The following is a 17,531-nucleotide window of genomic DNA, read 5'->3' on the forward strand; positions in this document are numbered from 1 at the left end:
GCAGCGTGGCGGCAGCACCCGACCAGGGCACCGGCGAGGACGCCGCGGAGAAGCCGGAGCGGGAGCCGTACTTCATCAAGTCGGTGGAGCGCGTGTTCGCCGTCATCAAGGCGTTCGACGAGGACCACCCGGAGATGACGCTCGCCGACATCGCCCGGATCACCGGCCTGGACCGGGGCGCCGCCCGTCGGTTCCTGCTCACGCTCGTCGACCTCGGCTACGTGGCCCAGAACGGCCGGATGTTCTCGCTGCGGCCGCGGATCCTCGAGCTCGGCTACGCCTACCTGTCGAGCCTGAGCCTGCCGGAGATCGCGCTGCCGGTGATGGAGGACCTGGTGCGCCGGGTGGGTGAGTCCTGCGCGCTGTCCGTGCTGGACGACACCGACGTGGTGTTCGTGGCGCGGGTGCCCACCCGCCGGTTCCTGAGCGTCTCGATCAACGTCGGGGCGCGGTTCCCGGCGCACACGTCGTCGATGGGCCGGGTCCTGCTCGCGGGCCAGCCCGACGACTGGCTGGACCGCTACCTGGAGACGGTGTCGCCCGAGCACCTCACCGACAAGACCGTCACCGATCCCCAGGAGCTGCGCCGCACGCTCATGCAGGTGCGGGAGCAGGGATGGGCGCTGCTCGACCAGGAGCTGGCCGAGGGTGTGCGCTCGCTCGCCGTGCCGCTGCGGGACAAGTCGGGCAAGGTCGTCGCGGCGCTGAACGTGTCGAGCCACGCCGCCGACGTCGAGACGGTCCACCAGTACCTGCCCGACGTGCTCGAGGCGGCGGCCGCGATCGAGGAAGGGCTCGGCCGCATCCGCTGACCGGGCGTTCCACCCGGCGGACCTCCACGTTCTTGTCCAGACACCTTCGCATCGTTTACTATACGCACAATTGTGCGGTATCCGCACACTGACCGACGAGGAGCACTGTGGCTGCCAGGGGAATGACCGGCGCGGGCGACCACGACCTGGTCGTGGTGGGCGGCGGGCTCGGTGGGACCGCGGCCGCGCTGGCGGCGGCCCGACTGGGCCGTCGGTCCGTGCTGGTCTGCGAGACCGACTGGCTGGGCGGGCAGGTGTCGAGCCAGTGCATCCCGCCCGACGAGCACCCGTGGATCGAGACGATCGGCCAGACCCGCGGCTACCGCGAGTTCCGCGCGCGGGTCCGGGCGTTCTACCGCGACAACTACCCGGTCACCGCCCGGGCCCGCAGCCAGCAGCGCTTCAACCCGGGGCTGGGCAACATCGGCCCGCTCACCCACGAGCCGCACGTCGCGGCGCTGGTGCTGGAGTCGATGCTGGCGCCGTGGATCAGCCGCGGGCTGATCACCGTGCTGCGCGAGGCCGAAATCACCTGCGCCGCCGGCGACGGCGACGAGGTGCGGGCGCTGCAGGTGCGCACCGCGGCCGGCGACGTGGAGCTGACCGGCCGCTACTTCCTCGACGCCACCGATCTCGGCGACGTCATCGGGCTGGCCGGGGTGGAGCACGTCATCGGCGCCGAGAGCCGCGACGAGACCGGCGAGCTGCACGCGCTGGCCGGTCCCGCCGATCCGCTCGACCAGCAGGCGATCACGTGGGCGATGCTGCTCAGCCACCGCCCCGGCACCGACAACACGATCCCGCGCCCGGCCGGCTACGCCCGCTGGCGCGAGTTCCGCCCGCCGGAGTGGCCCGGCCCGCTGCTGAGCTGGGAGGTCAGCGACCACGTCACGCACCGGCCCAGGCTGCGCCCGCTGTTCACCGACCGCCCGACCGCCGGCATCACCTACGACCTGTGGCACGCGCGGCGGATCCTCGCCGCCGACCAGTTCGACGGCGATTGGGCGGACGTGACGGTCGCGGCCTGGCCGATGATGGACTACAGCCGGTTGCCGCTGCTCGGCGTGCCGGACGAGACCCGCGAGCAGGCGCTGCGCGAGGCGCAGGAGCTGTCGCTGTCGTTCCTGTACTGGATGCAGACCGAGGCGCCGCGGCACGACGGCGGCGTCGGCTACCCGGGCCTCTACCCGCGCTCCGACCTCACCGGCACCCCCACCGGGCTGGCGAAGCTGCCCTACATCCGCGAGGGCCGGCGGATCCGCGCCGAGTTCACCCTGCTCGAGCAGCACATCGGGGTGGCGGCGCGGCCCGGTGCCGACGGCGCCGAGCGGTTCGCCGACAGCGTGGGCATCGCCGCCTACCGGATCGACGTGCACCCGTCCACCGCGGGCCGGCCCGGGATCGACATCGACACCTGGCCGTTCCAGCTGCCGCTCGGGTCGTTCCTGCCGGTGCGGGTGCGCAACGTGCTGCCCGCCGGCAAGAGCATCGGCGGCACCCACATCACCAGCGGGGCGTACCGGGTGCACCCCGCCGAGTGGTCGATCGGCGAGGCGGCCGGGGCACTGGCCGCGTTCAGCATCGCCCGCGGCGTCGTCCCGCACCAGGTGCGGGCCGATGCCGAGCTGCTCGACGAGTTCCAGTCGCTGCTCACCGGCACCCTCGGGATCGAGCTGGAGTGGCCCCGCTACGGCGCGCTGACCGCCCGCGACCGCATCGGCTACGCGCCCATGGACGACGAGGTGGAAGCGGAGGTGGGGGCGTGACCGGGTCGCTCGCGGCGGCCGACGCCGCGATCCACGCGTTCACCCAGATCCTCGATCCGCCGCTGACGGGCGGTGCGGGACCGCTGGCGGGCCTGCGCGTCGCGGTGAAGGACAACATCGACGTCGAGGGCGTGGTCACCGGGCTGGGCCGCCCGCTCGACGAGCACGAGCCCGCCCGCCGCGACGCCGCCGCGGTGGCCCGCCTGCGAGCGGCCGGGGCAGTGATCGTCGGGAAGACGAACCTGCCGGAGTTCGCCTCGTCGGCGGTGACCACGAACACCCACTACGGCGACACCCGCAACCCCGCCGACCTGACGCGCACGGCCGGCGGATCGAGCGGGGGCTCGGCCGCGGCGGTGGCCGCCGGGATGGTGCCGGTGGCGCTGGGCACCGACACCGCGGGCTCGGTGGTCATGCCGGCGGCCCTCACCGGGTGCTGGGGCTACCGGCCCACGCACGGGCTGATCGACACCGCGGGCGTCGCCCCGATGAGCCCGACCCTCGACACCGTCGGCGTGTTCGCCGCGGACCCCACCGACCTGCTCCGCGTCGCGGCGGTCCTGACCCGGCACCCGCCCGCGCCGCCGCCCGCCGAACTGCGCGTGGGGCTGCTCGGCGATCCCTTCACCGACGCCGATCCGGCCGTCCTCGACGCAGTGCGGGCGGCGCTGGAGGACGCGCCGGCGATCCCGGTCACGACGATCCCGGTGACACTGCCGTCGGCCCGCACCGCCGCGGCCCACGGCCGCGCGATCTACCTCGACGAGGTGCACCGCAGCTTCGCCGCGCAGCTCGACCCGGCGCGCACCTACGCTCCCTCGGTCGAGGCCCGCCGGGCCGCCGGCGATCCCGCCGCGGCGGCGTCGGCCAGGTTGTTCCGGGCCCGCTGGCAGGCCGAGATCGCCACCGCGCTCGACCTCGTCGACGTGCTCGCCGCCCCGGCCACCCCCGTCGTCGCACCCCCGTTCCCGGTCGCGGACGAGGCCGCGCTCGTCCGCTTCACCTACCCGTTCTGCCTGGCCGGCCAGCCCGCCGTCGCCGTCCCGTGCGGCACCGCGGGCGAGCTGCCGGTGGGGCTGCTCCTGGTCGGCCGGCGCGGCGCGGACGCCGCTCTGCTCGCCGCGGCCGCGCACCTCGATCCCGCTGGAGGCACCGCCCGATGACCCTCTACCTGCACGAGACCCTCGATCCGGTGCGCGCGCCCGGCGCGCACACCCGCTACCTCGACGAGCTCGGCCACGTCGTCCGCACGCAGGGCAACGCCGAAGGCTCCGCGGGCGGGCGCTGCATCGCCGTCTGGGTCCCGATCTTCCTCACCGGTCAGTGGCCGCAGATCGTCAGCTTCTGGGAGATGCCCGGCGGATGGGACGGGTTCGCCGAGCACTTCGACACCCATCCCGAGCTGTTCCACCCGCCCCTGGAGCGCTGGTACGGGGAGCGCAGCGGCGGGTTCGACCGGGTGCTCGTCGGCAGCGACTACTCCCCCACCCTCGACGAGATCACCGAGCGCGGCCTGCGCGCCCCGGTCGTGCTGCAGGAGACCGTGCGGCTGCGCCCCGGATCGGCACCGGACTACGTGGGCGCGCTCGGCGAAGTCAAGACGCGGCTCGCCGACCGGCCCGACGTCGACGTCCTCGGCGCGTACAGCGTGGCGTTCCGCAACGCGGGCGAGGTGCTCGTGCTCTGGGCGTTCCCCGACGTGGCGGCGCTGGTCCGCACCCGCTCCGCGCCCGAGCAGTACCCGGAGCTGCAGGAGTGGGCGAAGGTCTCCGCCGGTCTGGAGCTGGCCAACACCGGTGTGGTGCTGCGCCCGACCGGATGGTCCGCGCTGCGATGAGCCGGGTCGCGCTGATCACCGGCGGTGGCGGGGACATCGGCGCCGCGACCGGGCGCGCACTGGCCGCCGCCGGGTGGATCGTGGTGCTCGCCGACCTGGACGCCGAGGCCGCCCGCGCCGCCGCGGAGGACATCGCCGGAGCCGAGGGCCGGTTCCTGGACGTGGCCGACACCGGCTCGTTCCCCGCGTTCGTCGACGGGATCGGCGCCGATCACGGCCGCGTCGACGCGCTCGTCTGCGCCGCCGGTGTGGAACCGCCGCACACCCTGGCCGATCTCGACGTCGCCGCGTGGGACCACACGCTCGAGGTGAACCTGCGCGGCCCGGCGCTGCTCGCGCAGGCGACGCTGCCGTGGTGGCGGCGGGCGGGCGGCGGGTCGCTGGTCAACATCGGCTCCCGCACCTGGCTCGGCGGCGCCCACCCGGCCTACGCGGCCTCGAAGGCCGGCCTGGTGGGGCTCACCCGCTCACTCGCGCTGGAGCTGGCCGGGCTCGGGGTGCGGGTCAACGCCGTGGCGCCGAGCTTCGTGCCCACCAGGTTCGCCCGTCAGCGCGGGGACGCCGCCGTCGTCGCCGAGTTCGCCGAGCAGGTGCGGCGCACCAGCCCGCTCGGCAGGCTCGTCACCCCCGAGGACGTCGCGGCGGCTGTCGCGTTCCTCGTCTCGGACGGCGCGGCGATGATCACCGGCGAGGTGCTGCACGTGTGCGGTGGCACCCAGCTCCCGGCGTTCCCCCGGCGGGCGGTGCCGGCATGATCCGCTTCCTCGTCCGCCGGCTGGTGCTGGCCGTGCCGACCGTCGTCGGCGTCTCGTTCGTCGTGTTCCTGACCGCCAAGCTGGTTCCCGGCGACCCGGTGGCGAGCCTGCTCGGCCCGCTCGCCACCCCGCAGGCCCGCGCCGAGCTCGTCGCGCACCTCGGCCTCGATCGGCCCTGGCCGGTCCAGTTCGTCACCTGGCTGGGCAACGCGCTGCGCGGCGATCTGGGCATGGCGATCCACGAGCCGCGGGCGGTCGCGGAGATCGTCGCGTCGTCGTTCGGGGACACCGCGCTGCTCGCGCTGGCCGGCGGCCTGATCGCACTGGTCGGCGGAGTGGTGCTCGGGGTGCTGGGAGCGATGTACCCGAAGCGGCTGCCGGGCCGGCTCACCTCCGGGCTCTCGGTCGTGGCGATGTCGGCTCCGCAGTACTCGGTGGCGCTGCTGCTGGTGATCGTCTTCGCGGTGCACCTGCGGGTGCTGCCCGCCGGCGGGATGACCGACCCGATCGACGGGGGCGGGCTCGCGGACCTGCTGGTGCACATGGTGCTGCCGGCGGTCTCGGTGGCGCTGATCCCGCTCGGGGTGATCGCGCGCATGTTCCGTTCGGCGCTCACCGAGGTGCTGGGCAGCCCGTTCGTCGAGGCGATGCGGGCACGCGGCATCGGCCCGGTGCGGATCGCGCGGCACGCCGCCCACAACGCGCTGCCCGCGCTGTTCACGATCACCGGCCTGCAGCTGGCTTACCTGATCGGCGGCGTCGTGTTCGTCGAGACGATCTTCTCGTGGCCGGGCATCGGCCTGACCCTCTACAACGCGATCTCCACCCGTGACCTGCCGCTGATCCAGGGCGGTGTGCTCGTGGTCGCGGTCTCGTTCGTCCTGATCAACATCCTCGTCGACGCCGCGCACGCGCTCGTCGATCCCCGGGTGCGGAGGTAGAAGTGACGGTCCTCCCCGTACGCGCGCGGCGCGCACCGGCCGCGCTCGTCGCCGGCGGCACCCTCGCCGCTGCCCTCGTGGTGCTGGCGGTCGTGGCACCGCTGCTGCCCCTGCCCGATCCGAACGCGGGCGACCTCACCGCCCGCCTGCTGCCCCTGGGCACCCCCGGCCATCCGCTCGGCACCGACGGGCAGGGTCGCGACCTGCTCGCCCGGCTGGTCGTCGGGACGCGGCCGTCGCTCATCGCCGGGATCGTGCCGGTGCTGGTGTCGGGAGCCCTCGGCACCGCGCTGGGCATCGCCGCCGGGATGGGCGCCCGCGCGCTGGAGAACCTGATCATGCGCTCGCTCGACGTGCTGTTCGCGTTCCCGTCGGTGCTGCTGGCGATCGCGATCGCCGCCTCGCTGGGCGCGAGCCTCGCCAGCCTGGTCGTCGCGCTCTCGGTGATCCTGGTACCGGCCGTGGCGCGAGTGGTGTACGCCGAGACAGCGGGGCTGCGCTCGCTCGACTTCGTGCAGACCGCCCGGGCCAGCGGTGCGCCCGCGGCCGTGATCGCGCTGCGGCACGTGCTGCCCAACGTGCTGCCCGCGGTGGCGGTGTACTGCTCCGCGCTGGTGGGGCTGTCCATCGTCGTCGGCGCCGGCCTGTCGTTCCTCGGCCTCGGCGTCGCACCGCCGCAGGCCGAGTGGGGCGCGATGCTCAACGACCTGCGCCAGAACCTGTTCAGCAATCCGTCGCTCGCGCTGGCGCCCGCGATCGCGATCTTCCTCGCGTCGGCGGTGTTCAACGTGCTCGGTGAGGGCCTGCGGGCCTGGTTCGACGTGACGTCGAGGTGGTCGCAGTGAGCGCCCCCGAGGACACCCCGCTGCTCGAGATCGAGCACCTGTCGGTGACGTTCGGCGCGGCCCACGCCGTGCGCGACGTCAGTCTGCGCCTCGACCCCGGTGGCACCGTCGTCGTGCTGGGTGAGTCGGGGAGCGGGAAGTCGGTGACGGCGCGCTCGGTGCTGCGGCTGCCCGGCCGGCGCGCGAGCGTCCGCGGCCGGATCCGGCTCGCCGGCTGCGACCTGTTCGCCCTCGACGAGAAGGCCATGCGTCAGGTGCGCGGGCGCGACATCGGCTTCGTCCCGCAGGACCCGAACTCCTCGCTCGATCCGCTCCGCCGCATCGGGACGCAGGTGGAGGAGGTGCTGCAGGTCCACGGCGCGGTCGCCGACCGCCGCGCTCGGCGGGCCCGGGTGGCGGAGCTGCTGGCGCTGGTCGGCATCCCCAACCCCGCCCGCACTGCGCGCAGCTACCCGCACGAGCTGTCCGGCGGGATGCGGCAGCGGGTGGTCATCGCGATGGCGGTGGCCTGCGCCCCGCGGCTGATCATCGCCGACGAGCCGACGACGGCGCTCGACGTCACCGTCCAGGCGCAGGTGCTGGACCTGTTCACGACGCTGCAGCGCGAGCTCGGCACCGCGCTGCTGCTGGTGACCCACGACGTCGGGGTCGCCGCGGAGCTCGCCGCCGACGTGGTGGTGATGTACGCGGGGCGGATCGTCGAGCGCGGCCCCGCTGCGGCGGTGCTCACCGCGCCCGCGCACCCGTACACGGCGGGGCTGCTCGGCGCCCGCCCACGGCCCGGGCTGCGCCGCGGGGAACTGGCGGCCATCCCCGGCGGGCCGCCGCCGGCCACCGAGGTCGTCGATGCGGCGTGCGCGTTCGCCCCGCGCTGCGGCCGCGCCGAACCAGCGTGCAGCGCGACGGCGCCCGAGCTGCGCGACGTCGGCCCCGGGCGCGCGGCGGCGTGCCTGCTCCCCATCGCCCCGCTGCAGGAGGTGGGCGCGTGAGCCTGCTGTCCGTCGAGAACATCTCGAAGCGCTACGCCAACGGCGTCCTGGCCGTCGACGACGTCAGCCTGTCGGTGGCGCCCGGCGAGATCGTCGGGATCGTCGGCGAGTCGGGCTGCGGCAAGTCGACCACCGCCAAGATCATCCTCAAGCGGCTCGAGCCGGACCGGGGGACGGTGCGGTTCGCCGGGCACGACCTGGCTGACGTGCGCGGCCGGCGGCTGCGCTCGCTGCGGGCCCGGTTCCAGCTGGTGCCGCAGTCGCCGCAGACCGCGCTCGATCCGCGGATGACCGTCGGCGCCGCGATCGCGTTCAACCTACGAGTGCACGGCTGGTCGCGCGCGAAGATCCCGGACCGCGTCGACGAGATGCTCGACCAGGTCGGGATCGCGCCCAGGCTGCGTGACCGCTACCCGCACGAGCTGTCCGGCGGGCAGGTGCAGCGGGTCGCGATCGCTAGGGCGCTGGCCACCGGACCCGATCTGCTCGTCTGCGACGAGGCGGTGTCCGCGCTGGACAAGAGCGTGCAGGCGCAGGTGCTGAACCTGCTCGCCCGCCTGCAGCGCGAGCGCGGCATCGCGATCCTGTTCATCTCCCACGATCTCGGCGTCGTCGAGCACCTGTGCGACCGCGTCGCCGTCATGTACCTCGGTCGCGTCGTCGAGGAGGGCCCTGCGGAGGAGATCTGGGCGCGGCCGCGCCATCCCTACACGCAGGCCCTGCTCTCGGCGATCCCCGGCGAGTCGCGCTCGCGCATCGTGCTCGCCGGCGATCCGCCGGACCCGGCCGACGCACCCGCCGGGTGCGCCTTCCACACCCGCTGTCCCCGCGCCGTCGAGGAGTGCGCCCGACGGCGTCCGGACCTCCTCCCGCTCGCGGCGCCGCACCGCGACGCCTGCGCGCTCAGCACATCGGCAGTACCCGTCTGATCCCCCTCCGCTGCACCTTCCGGGAGACCCCCATGTCCACAACCTTCACCCGACTGCGGACCGCGGCCGTCGCGGCGCTCACCGCCGTCGCGCTCGCCGCGTGCGGCACCTCCGGCGCAGGCTCGGGCGGCGGCTCCGAATCGACCGGCGGCACGCTGGTGATCGGGATGACCGCCGCCGAGATCCCCGGCGTCGACACCGTGCTGGCCTTCACCCAGGGCTTCGAGGGCGAGCGCTTCGTCAACTTCCAGCTCTACGACGGGCTGACCCGCTACGACCTGCGGCAGGACGAGGAGATGCCGGGCATCGTGCCGGGGCTCGCGACGTCGTGGGAGACCAGCCCCGACGGCCGCACATGGACGTTCCACCTGCGGGAAGGAGTGCGCTTCCACGACGGCACCCCGTTCGACGCCGATGCGGTGATCTTCGCGTTCGACCGGCTGATGAACCAGGAGAGCCCGTTCTACTACCCCAAGGCCGCCGGCGCGGCGCGGCTGTGGAAGGGCGCGATCAGCAGCTACGCGAAGGTCGACGACCGCACGATCACGATCACGACCGCCGAGCCGAACGGCCACCTGCTGACCGACCTCACGCTGCTCACGATCCCCAGTCCCACCGCGGTGCGGGCAGCGGGCAACGAGGCCTTCTCCGAGCACCCCGTCGGCACCGGGCCGTTCGTGTTCAGTTCGCTGGAGCCCGGTAAGCAGCTGGTGCTCACGGCGAACAAGGAGTACTGGGGTGGGGCGCCGAAGATCGAGCGGCTGGTGCTGCGCCCGATCCCGGACGCGAGCGCCCGCATCGCCGCGCTGCGCTCCGGTGAGGTGAACTGGATCGAGTACCCCAACCCCGACGACATCGAGGGGCTGCGACAGGCCGGCTACACGGTGCTGCAGAACGACTACGACCACCTGTGGTACTGCACGTTCAACCAGGCGTCGACGGGTTGGTCCGACGTGCGGGTGCGACAGGCGGCGAACTACGCGATCGACCGCCGGGCCATCGCCGAGGAACTGCTCAAGGGCACCGCGGCGCCGGCGCTGCAGCACGCTCCGAAGGCGACCGCCGTGTACGACCCAGCGAACGACCTCTACGGGTACGACCTGGACAAGGCCAGGGCGCTCATGCGCGAGGCCGGGTTCGCCGACGGGTTCCGCACCACGCTCACCGTGCCGACCGGTGGCTCGGGCAACCTCGTGCCGGTGCCGATCGCCACGGCGATCGCGACGCAGCTGCGCGCCATCGGCATCGAGGTGGAGCTGCGGACGGTGGAGTGGTCGGCGTACCTGGCCGATCTCAACGCCGGCAAGCCCGCGGCGGGCGCGGACATGCAGTGCGCGTCGACAGTGACCTACCAGGCCGAGGCGCTGGTGCGCGGGCACTGGACGAAGGGCACGCCGGTCTACACCGGCAACTGGTCGGACGACCAGGTGGACGCGCTGTCGCTGAAGGCCACGCAGACCATCGACCCGGTGGCCCGGGTGGAGCTGTACAAGCAGGCCGAGCGCATCGTCAGCGAGCAGGCGCCGTACCTGTTCGTGGTGAGCGACCGCAACCCGCGCGTCGTCGCGCCGAGCGTGCACGGCGTGATCGCGCCGAAGTCGTGGTTCATCGACCTCACGACCGTGAGCGTGGACCGGCGATGAGGTGGGAGGTCACCCTCCCCCTCCCCGGCCTGCCGCTGCGCGGGCACCGGGAGCTCGTCGAGGCCCTGCCCGACCTGGGCTGGAGCGGGGTCTGGACCGGCGAGGGCGGCGGTCTCGACGGGCTCACCCCGCTCGCCGCGGCGGCGGCGTGGCAGCCGCGCCTGCGGGTCGGTACCGGTGTGCTGCCGGTGCAGACCCGCGGGCCGGCGGTGCTCGCGCAGACCGCCGCGGCGCTGGCCGGGCTGACCGACGCCGGGGTGCTGCTCGGCGTCGGGTCGTCGGTGCCGGCGCACGTGACGGCGCTCAACGGGATCGGCTTCGACCGGCCGTACGCGCGGGTGCGCGACACCGTCCGGTTCCTGCGCGCGGCCGTGCGCGGACAGCTCGTCGACGAGGACTACGCGACGTTCGCCGTGCGCGGGTTCCGGCTGCCCGCGCCGGCGCGGCCGCCGAAGATCGTCGTCGGGGCGCTGCGCCCGCGCATGGTCCGCCTCGGGCTGGACGAGGGCGACGGGGTGATCACGAACATCCTCTCGGCGGCTGACCTCGGCGCCGTGCTCGCCGCGGCCGGGCCGGTGCCGGGCGGCAAGGAGATCGTGGTCAAGGTGTTCGTCTGCCCGACCGAGGACGCTCGGTTCGCCCGTGCGACCGGTCGCCGGTTCCTCGGCTGGATCACCAACCAGCCGCCGTACCGGGCGTTCCACGACTGGCTGGGCCGCGGCGCGCAGCTGGCGGCGTCGCGGGCCGCGTTCGACGCAGGGGACATCCAGCGCGCCGGTGCGGCGATCCCCGACGACGTCGTCGACGCGCTGTGGGTGCACGGCTCGCCCGACGAGTGCCGGGCCCGGCTGGCGGCGTTCGCGCAGGCGGGTGTCTCGACCGTGCTGGTGTACCTCGCGCCGACGCCGGAACCGCTGCCGCTCGCCGCGACCCTGTCCGCGCTGCGACCGACGGACTCTCAATCTAGACATTGACAAGATGCCGGCAGGGGCGCATCTTTACATCGACAAGATTGGAGATGCGCCCATGCCACCACTCATCGCTCCCACAGCCGTCACCGTCCTGGCGCTCATCGCCCGGCGTCCGCCGCTGCTCGCACTGCGGCTCGGGATCGCGGCGATGTTCGTCGTCACCGGTGCCGCCCACTTCATCGGGATGCGCGAGGAGCTCATCGCGATGGTGCCGCCCTGGTTGCCCGCGCCGGAGCTCCTCGTCACGATCACCGGCGCACTGGAGCTCGCCGGCGCCGTCGGCGTCGTGCTGCCGGCCACCGCACCGTGGGCAGCGGCCGGGCTCGGCACCCTGCTCGTGGCGATGTTCCCCGCCAACGTGCATCTCGCGCTGACCAACCCGGATCTGCCGTTCACCCAGCAGCTCGTGCCGCGGACGGTGATCCAGCTGATCTTCCTGGCCGCCACGACGACGGTGGTCGTCGCGTACGCGCGCACGCGGCGCAGCGCATCGACCGACGCAGCAGATCTCATCGCTCGTTGAATTTATTGCCCGCCAGGCCTACGCTGTCCGTGTCGGAGCGGGAAGGAGGGGCCATGGCCCCCAGCAGCGAGCACCAGACACTCCCCACGTCGACGACGACGTGCGCGGTGGTCGGCGGCGGACCGGCCGGGCTCGTCCTCGGGCTGCTCCTGGCCCGCGCAGGCGTGCAGGTGACCGTGCTCGAGAAGCACGCGGACTTCCTGCGCGACTTCCGCGGCGACACGGTGCACCCGACGACGCTCGACCTCCTCGAAGACCTCGGGCTGTTCGAGGAGTTCGACCGGCTGCCGCACTCGCGGGTCTCCAGGGTCGAACTGCCCACCGGCGACGGCGGCGCGGTCGTGGCCGGCGACTTCTCCCGCATCCGCCGGTGGGTGCGCCATCCGTACATCGCGATGGTGCCGCAGTGGGATCTGCTCAACCTGCTCGCCGACGCCGGCCGCCGGGAGCCCACGTACACGCTCCTGACGAAGCACGAAGTCACCGGCGTCGTGCGCGAGGGGAACCGGGTCGTCGGGGTCGACTACACCTGCCCCGAGGGCCCCGGCCGGCTGCTCGCCGATCTCGTCGTCGCGTGCGACGGGCGGTGGTCGGTGGTGCGGCGCAGCGCCGGGCTGCCGACCAGGGAGTTCGCCTGCCCCTTCGACGTCTGGTGGTTCCGCATCCCCACCTCGACGCGCGTCGGCGAGTCGCTGCTGCCGCGGCTGGGCGATGGCAAGCTCGTGATCGCCATCCCGCGCGAGGGCTACCTGCAGGCCGGCTACCTGGGCCGCAAGGGCACCGACGCGCAGCTGCGGGCGCGCGGCGTCGAGGCCTTCCGCGCCGACGTCACCGAGCTGCTGCCCGAGCTGGCCGACGAGATCGCCACGATCGAGATGGCCGACGTCAAGCACCTCGACGTGCGTATGGACCGGCTGACCCGCTGGCACGCGCCGGGCCTGCTGTGCATCGGGGACGCGGCGCACGCGATGTCGCCGGCCGGCGGGGTCGGCATCAACCTCGCCTTGCAGGACGCGGTGGCCGCCGCCCGTCGCCTCGCGGCCCCGCTGCGCCGGGGCGTCTTCCGGCGCAGCGGGCCGGAGGCGGAGAAGGTGCTCGCGCAGGTGCAGCGCCGGCGCACGGTCCCGACCGTGGTCGTCCAGGCGGTGCAGCGACTCCTGCACGCCCGGCTGCTCATGCCGGCGCTGGAAGGGAAGGTCGCCGCGGCGCCGCGCGGGCTGGTGCAGCTGGTGCGCCGGGTCCCGGCGGTGACCGCGGTGCCGGCGATCGTCGTGGGCATCGGACCGCGCCCGGAGCGGGCCCCCGCGTGGGCCTGCCGCCCCGCCCGGGCCCCGGGGCCGGACCGGACGCGGAAGTAGGTGCGGCCACACCCCGTCGGTCAACTGCGCGCGAGATCGGCCAGCCGGAGATCCCGGGTGCGGGTGAGGTGCTCGGCGACCGCGTCCCGCGCTGCGTCGGGGTCCCGCCGCGCGACGGCGTCGATGATCCGCTCGTGCTCGGCGCAGGCGACCTCGATGCTCTCCTTCTGCACCATCACCGACCCGTCGAAGATCGTCAGCTGGTCGCACAACCGTGCGAGGGTGGACTCGATGGCGCGGTTGTGGCCCGCGCTCCACAGCACCCCGTGCCACTGCCGGTGCAGGGTGTGCGCCTCCTCCGTGTCCTCGGCCGCGACCGAGGCCTCGTGCAGGTGCCGGAGCCGGGCCAGCTCCAGCTCGGTGCGCCGCAGCGCCGCGCCCGCTGCCGCAGCGGACTCCAGGGCGATCCGCGCCTCGTAGATGTCGAGGATGTCCTCGGCGCTGCCCGTCTTCACCCGGAACCCGCGGCTCGCGCGCTCGATGAGCCCGTCGTGCTCGAGCCGGGCCAGCGCGATCCGGATCGGCGTGCGGGACACGCCGTAGCGGGCGCTGATGGCCGTCTCCAGCAGGACCTCGCCGGGCGCGATGTCGCGGTTGAGGATCTCCTCGCGCAGCCGCAGGTAGTGGCGGGAGTCCACGTCCAGCTGCCGCTCGCCGTTGTCGATCTCCACCCCTGATGCCCGCCCCACGGATCGCAGTATGTCAGACGCGGGTACGCGGACGAGCCCGCGCTGCCATGGCGTATCCATGCGTATCCGCATGGTGTCGAGACGCGCCACACGTTTACACGCGAATCCACATTGCCCTAGAGTTCCCGGCGTGCCGAACGAGGACGAGCGCCACCACCGTGCGCACACCGTTCGGCCCTGCCCGGACGCGGCACACGCCTTCCAGTTCTGCCGCTGCCGCCTCGCGCACCTGCGCCACACCCTCGGCACGTTCTGTCCGGCGTTCCCGCGGTGAGCTGACGAGCGCCGCCGCGCCGTCCTCGCCTCACCTCCGCGCCCCGGTCCCGACACCGGGCACCGGCCTGCGCGCCGCCCCCGATCGGCCCGTCCCCTTCCCGGACGCCCACCAACGGAGAACCCCGTGAGAACCCGACGCATCGTCCACGCCGCCATCGCGTTCCTCGCCGCCACCGCGCTGGCGGCGTGCTCCACCGGCACCGACTCCAGCGCCTCCCCGTCGGCCGCACCGGCCGCCGCCGACGCCGGCATCACGATCGGCATCGACCTGCCGCTGACCGGCGCGTCCGCGGCACCCGCCGAGAACATGCGCAAGGGCTTCGAGCTGAGGGCGAAGGAGATCAACGACGCCGGCGGCGTCAACGGGACCCCGATCGTCCTCGACATCCAGGACGACGCGGGCGACCCGACCACCGGCGTGGCGCTCGTCGACCGGTTCGCCCAGAGCAATGCGGTCGCGATCGTCGGGACCTACAACTCGCCGGTGGTGCTGGCCCAGTCCGAGGCCGTGGCGCGCGCCCAGATCCCGCAGCTGGTGTTCGCGATCAGCTCGGCGATCACGCGGCAGAACAACCCGTGGGTCTTCCAGACCGGCCCGACCGACCTCGGCCAGATCGACGGCATCGTCGAGTGGCTGAAGTCGCGCGGACTGACCAAGCCGGCGATCCTCACCGACACGACCGCGTTCGGCTCGGGCGCGAAGCCGGTGCTGGAGCAGGGCCTCACCGAGGGCGGCCTCACGCCGGTGCTCTCCGACACCTTCGCCGTCGACGCCGCCGACCTGTCGGCCGTGCTGTTGAAGGCCAAGCAGTCCGGCGCCGACCACGTCATCGCGTGGACCGTGGGCCAGCCCTACGCGACGCTGGCCAAGGGCGCCCAGCAGGTCGGCCTCGGCCTGCCGATCATCGGCACCGCCTCCGCGGCCGATCCCGCCGTGGCCCGGCTCGCCGGCGACGCCGCAGACAACCTGTTCTTCCAGGACTCGGTCAACCGGGAGAAGCCGCAGGTCAAGGAGGTCGTCGAGCGCTGGTCGGCGCACTTCGGCGGCACGGTGCCCAGCGACGCGCTGGTCGCCCACGACATGCTCACCGTGATCACCGACGGCCTGCGCGCCGTGGGCCCCGACCGCGCCAAGCTGCGCGACTTCCTCGAGACCTACCGCAACGACACGCTGCTCACCGGCCGCATCGACGGAGTCTGGCAGTACACGCCCCAGAACCACGTCGGCCTCGTCGGCGGCAACCTCGTGTGGAAGCAGTACGACAAGGGCACGATCAAGGTCGTCGACGGTTCCTGACGTGAACCAGCTGATCTACTTCGTGATCATCGGGCTCGGCATCGGCGCGGTGTACGCGCTGGCCGGGCTCGGTGTGGTCACGTTGTTCACCGGGTCCGGGCTGGCGAACTTCGCCCAGGGCGACCTGATGGTCCTGGGCGCGCTGGTCGCGGTGTCGGTGACGTCCGCGGGGCACGGCTACGTCGCGGGGCTGCTCGCCGCGGTCGCGGTCGTCGCCGTCGCGGGGGTGCTGCTGGGTGCGCTGTTCACGCTACCGATGCGGCACCGGCGCATGGACGTCGACGTCGTGATCATCGGGACGCTCGGGGTGGCGACGACGATGACGACGCTGGCCGGGATCTGGTGGGGCCGCCAGCCGCAGCGGCTCGACAGCCCGCTCGCCGGGGTGTTCGTCCCGGTCGGGGAGATGCGCGTGCCCGCCCACTACGTGCTGCTGCTGGTCGGGGCTGCCGTGGTGTTCGGGCTGGTGCGCTGGTTCCACCGGCGCACCGACATCGGGCTCCAGCTGCGGGCCGTGGCCAGCAGCGTGCCCGCGGCCCGCGACGCCGGTGTGCGGATCGGCCGGATGCTCGTCGTCGCGTGGACGATCGCCGCGCTCGTCGGCGGGGTGGCCGGGGTGCTCGTCGCGTCGGTGCTGCCGATCGCGCCGGAGAGCGCGCTGCCGCTGGGCGTGAACGGGTTCGCCGCAGCGATCATCGGCGGGCTGGCGAACCCGGCGGGCGCGGTGCTCGGCGGGCTCGTCGTCGGGCTCGCTGAAACGCTCGCCGGCGGCTACCTGAACGACACGGTGCGGCAATCGGTCGCCCCGCTCGTCCTGCTCGTGGTGCTCGTCCTGCGTCCGGGCGGGTTGCTGGGCCGGGCCCGGGGAGCGCGGACGGTATGACCACGATCGCGCCCGCGGCGCCCGCGCGCCGCGACGTCTCCCCCGCCCGGCACTGGCGCTGGACGCAGCCCGGGCTGCTGCTCACCGGGGGCGCACTCGTCCTGCTGATCGACCCGGGCCCCTTCGACCTGCGGGTGATCACCCTGGTCGTCGCCTACGCGGTCGCGGCGACCGGCTTCAACGTGCTGGTGGGCTTCGCCGGGATCGTCTCGATCGGCAACTCGGTGTTCCTCGCCGCGGGCGGCTACGCCTGGGCGCTGCTGGCGACGTCGTACGGGCCGCTCGTCGCGCTGCTCGCGGGCGTCGTGCTGGCCGCGGTGATCGCCGCGCTCGCCGGGGTGCTGCTGCTGCGGCTGCGCGCCTACTACTTCGCGGTCGCGACGCTGGCGCTGGGCACGCTCGGCACGGTCGTCGTGCGTAACTGGACCGCGGTGACGAACGGGGACGCCGGCATCACGAACGTCGGCTACATCAAGGTGTTCGGGCTCTCCGGCGTGCCGAGCATCTTCGTCGCCGCGGTGGTGCTGCTCGCGCTGGTGAGCTTCCTGCAGGAAGCGCTGCGGACGTCGCCGGTCGGCCAGGCCATGATCATCGGCCGGTACGACCCGCCCGCCGCCGAGGGGATCGGGGTGAGCGTCGCCTACACCCGTGTCGTCGCGTTCGTGCTGAGCGCGGTGACCGCGGCGCTGGGCGGGGCGCTGATCGCGCAGCTGGCCGGGGGCGCCTTCCCCGACCAGTTCGCCACGACGTCGGCGATCAGCCTCCTCGTCATCCCGATCATCGCCGGCCGCGGTTGGCGGTGGGCACCGCTGGTGGGTGCGGCGATCGTCATCGCGCTGCCGGAGTACCTGCGGTTCCTGGCCGAGTACCGGCTGGTCGTCTACGGCGCGGCGGTCGTGCTCGTCGCGCTGTTCCTGCCCGGCGGCGTGCACCAGGTGGTCCGCGCCGTCGCCGAGCGGCTGGGGCGGTCCCGTGGCTGAGCGGCGACCGGCCGGCACCCTCGTCGGGCGTGGCCTC

At 73.7% G+C, this 17,531-nt stretch carries 18 protein-coding genes; 17 read left to right on the plus strand and 1 reads right to left on the minus strand.

Annotated features, from left to right (window positions below; translation table 11 throughout):
* Positions 1-5 precede the first annotated feature (5 nt).
* From BUE41_RS12045 to BUE41_RS12105, 13 genes are all read left to right on the plus strand, one after another.
* A complete protein-coding gene (locus BUE41_RS12045) occupies positions 6-812 on the plus strand; it encodes an IclR family transcriptional regulator domain-containing protein (protein ID WP_084754833.1) in 807 nt (268 codons plus the stop codon).
* 107 nt (positions 813-919) lie between these two features.
* On the plus strand, positions 920-2,578 hold the full coding sequence (locus BUE41_RS12050) for an FAD-dependent oxidoreductase (protein ID WP_234997193.1): 1,659 nt from the start codon (positions 920-922) through the stop codon (positions 2,576-2,578).
* Entirely contained in the window at positions 2,575-3,741 is a 1,167-nt protein-coding gene (locus tag BUE41_RS12055; protein WP_073457158.1) for an amidase family protein, read from the plus strand. The genes BUE41_RS12050 and BUE41_RS12055 overlap by 4 nt, the downstream gene beginning before the upstream one ends.
* The gene (locus tag BUE41_RS12060; protein ID WP_073457159.1) at positions 3,738-4,415 is read left to right on the plus strand and encodes a hypothetical protein; all 678 of its coding nucleotides are present in this window, start codon (positions 3,738-3,740) and stop codon (positions 4,413-4,415) included. Before BUE41_RS12055 ends, BUE41_RS12060 begins: the two co-directional genes overlap by 4 nt.
* Entirely contained in the window at positions 4,412-5,170 is a 759-nt protein-coding gene (locus BUE41_RS12065; protein ID WP_200803874.1) for an SDR family NAD(P)-dependent oxidoreductase, read from the plus strand. The genes BUE41_RS12060 and BUE41_RS12065 overlap by 4 nt, the downstream gene beginning before the upstream one ends.
* Positions 5,167-6,111: an ABC transporter permease gene (locus BUE41_RS12070; protein WP_073457307.1), complete on the plus strand. Its 945-nt coding sequence runs from the start codon at positions 5,167-5,169 to the stop codon at positions 6,109-6,111. The genes BUE41_RS12065 and BUE41_RS12070 overlap by 4 nt, the downstream gene beginning before the upstream one ends.
* A 2-nt stretch (positions 6,112-6,113) precedes the next feature.
* Positions 6,114-6,956, plus strand: a complete 843-nt coding sequence (locus BUE41_RS12075) for an ABC transporter permease (RefSeq protein ID WP_073457161.1) — start codon at positions 6,114-6,116, stop codon at positions 6,954-6,956.
* Positions 6,953-7,945, plus strand: a complete 993-nt coding sequence (locus tag BUE41_RS12080) for an ABC transporter ATP-binding protein (protein WP_073457162.1) — start codon at positions 6,953-6,955, stop codon at positions 7,943-7,945. The genes BUE41_RS12075 and BUE41_RS12080 overlap by 4 nt, the downstream gene beginning before the upstream one ends.
* Positions 7,942-8,874, plus strand: a complete 933-nt coding sequence (locus BUE41_RS12085; RefSeq protein WP_073457163.1) for an oligopeptide/dipeptide ABC transporter ATP-binding protein — start codon at positions 7,942-7,944, stop codon at positions 8,872-8,874. The genes BUE41_RS12080 and BUE41_RS12085 overlap by 4 nt, the downstream gene beginning before the upstream one ends.
* Positions 8,875-8,906: 32 nt before the next feature.
* Positions 8,907-10,517 carry an ABC transporter substrate-binding protein gene (locus tag BUE41_RS12090; RefSeq protein WP_073457164.1) on the plus strand — a complete coding sequence of 537 codons (1,611 nt, stop codon included), beginning with the start codon at positions 8,907-8,909 and terminating at the stop codon, positions 10,515-10,517.
* On the plus strand, positions 10,514-11,491 hold the full coding sequence (locus BUE41_RS12095; RefSeq protein WP_073457165.1) for an LLM class F420-dependent oxidoreductase: 978 nt from the start codon (positions 10,514-10,516) through the stop codon (positions 11,489-11,491). Before BUE41_RS12090 ends, BUE41_RS12095 begins: the two co-directional genes overlap by 4 nt.
* Positions 11,492-11,543: 52 nt before the next feature.
* Positions 11,544-12,011 carry a DoxX family protein gene (locus tag BUE41_RS12100; protein WP_073457166.1) on the plus strand — a complete coding sequence of 156 codons (468 nt, stop codon included), beginning with the start codon at positions 11,544-11,546 and terminating at the stop codon, positions 12,009-12,011.
* A 53-nt stretch (positions 12,012-12,064) separates the two neighbouring features.
* Positions 12,065-13,369: an FAD-dependent oxidoreductase gene (locus tag BUE41_RS12105; protein ID WP_073457167.1), complete on the plus strand. Its 1,305-nt coding sequence runs from the start codon at positions 12,065-12,067 to the stop codon at positions 13,367-13,369.
* Positions 13,370-13,389: 20 nt separating this feature from the next.
* On the opposite strand, the gene BUE41_RS30740 is transcribed toward BUE41_RS12105, so the two are convergent.
* Entirely contained in the window at positions 13,390-14,058 is a 669-nt protein-coding gene (locus BUE41_RS30740) for a GntR family transcriptional regulator (RefSeq protein WP_159444898.1), read from the minus strand.
* 130 nt (positions 14,059-14,188) lie between these two features.
* Between BUE41_RS30740 and BUE41_RS30745 the strand changes: the two genes are divergently transcribed.
* The 4 genes from BUE41_RS30745 (at position 14,189) to BUE41_RS12125 (ending at position 17,494) form a co-directional block, all read left to right on the plus strand.
* Positions 14,189-14,332, plus strand: coding sequence for a hypothetical protein (locus BUE41_RS30745; RefSeq protein WP_159444899.1), 144 nt, complete (start codon positions 14,189-14,191; stop codon positions 14,330-14,332).
* A 126-nt stretch (positions 14,333-14,458) separates the two neighbouring features.
* Complete coding sequence (locus tag BUE41_RS12115) at positions 14,459-15,631, plus strand: ABC transporter substrate-binding protein (RefSeq protein ID WP_073457168.1); 1,173 nt, start codon at positions 14,459-14,461, stop codon at positions 15,629-15,631.
* Position 15,632: 1 nt separating this feature from the next.
* On the plus strand, positions 15,633-16,514 hold the full coding sequence (locus BUE41_RS12120; protein WP_073457169.1) for a branched-chain amino acid ABC transporter permease: 882 nt from the start codon (positions 15,633-15,635) through the stop codon (positions 16,512-16,514).
* On the plus strand, positions 16,511-17,494 hold the full coding sequence (locus BUE41_RS12125; RefSeq protein WP_073457170.1) for a branched-chain amino acid ABC transporter permease: 984 nt from the start codon (positions 16,511-16,513) through the stop codon (positions 17,492-17,494). The genes BUE41_RS12120 and BUE41_RS12125 overlap by 4 nt, the downstream gene beginning before the upstream one ends.
* Positions 17,495-17,531: the final 37 nt, after the last annotated feature.

It is taken from the genome of Pseudonocardia thermophila (genome assembly GCF_900142365.1).
GTDB classification, from domain to species: domain Bacteria; phylum Actinomycetota; class Actinomycetes; order Mycobacteriales; family Pseudonocardiaceae; genus Pseudonocardia; species Pseudonocardia thermophila.

Bases quoted from the DNA above. Each gene is read 5' to 3' on its own strand.
- BUE41_RS12060 (WP_073457159.1), top strand. From the start codon at position 3,738: ATGACCCTCTACCTGCACGAGACCCTCGATCCGGTGCGCGCGCCCGGC.
- BUE41_RS12065 (WP_200803874.1), top strand. From the start codon at position 4,412: ATGAGCCGGGTCGCGCTGATCACCGGCGGTGGCGGGGACATCGGCGCC.
- BUE41_RS12070 (WP_073457307.1), top strand. From the start codon at position 5,167: ATGATCCGCTTCCTCGTCCGCCGGCTGGTGCTGGCCGTGCCGACCGTC.
- BUE41_RS12090 (WP_073457164.1), top strand. From the start codon at position 8,907: ATGTCCACAACCTTCACCCGACTGCGGACCGCGGCCGTCGCGGCGCTC.
- BUE41_RS12095 (WP_073457165.1), top strand. From the start codon at position 10,514: ATGAGGTGGGAGGTCACCCTCCCCCTCCCCGGCCTGCCGCTGCGCGGG.
- BUE41_RS12100 (WP_073457166.1), top strand. From the start codon at position 11,544: ATGCCACCACTCATCGCTCCCACAGCCGTCACCGTCCTGGCGCTCATC.
- BUE41_RS12105 (WP_073457167.1), top strand. From the start codon at position 12,065: ATGGCCCCCAGCAGCGAGCACCAGACACTCCCCACGTCGACGACGACG.
- BUE41_RS12125 (WP_073457170.1), top strand. From the start codon at position 16,511: ATGACCACGATCGCGCCCGCGGCGCCCGCGCGCCGCGACGTCTCCCCC.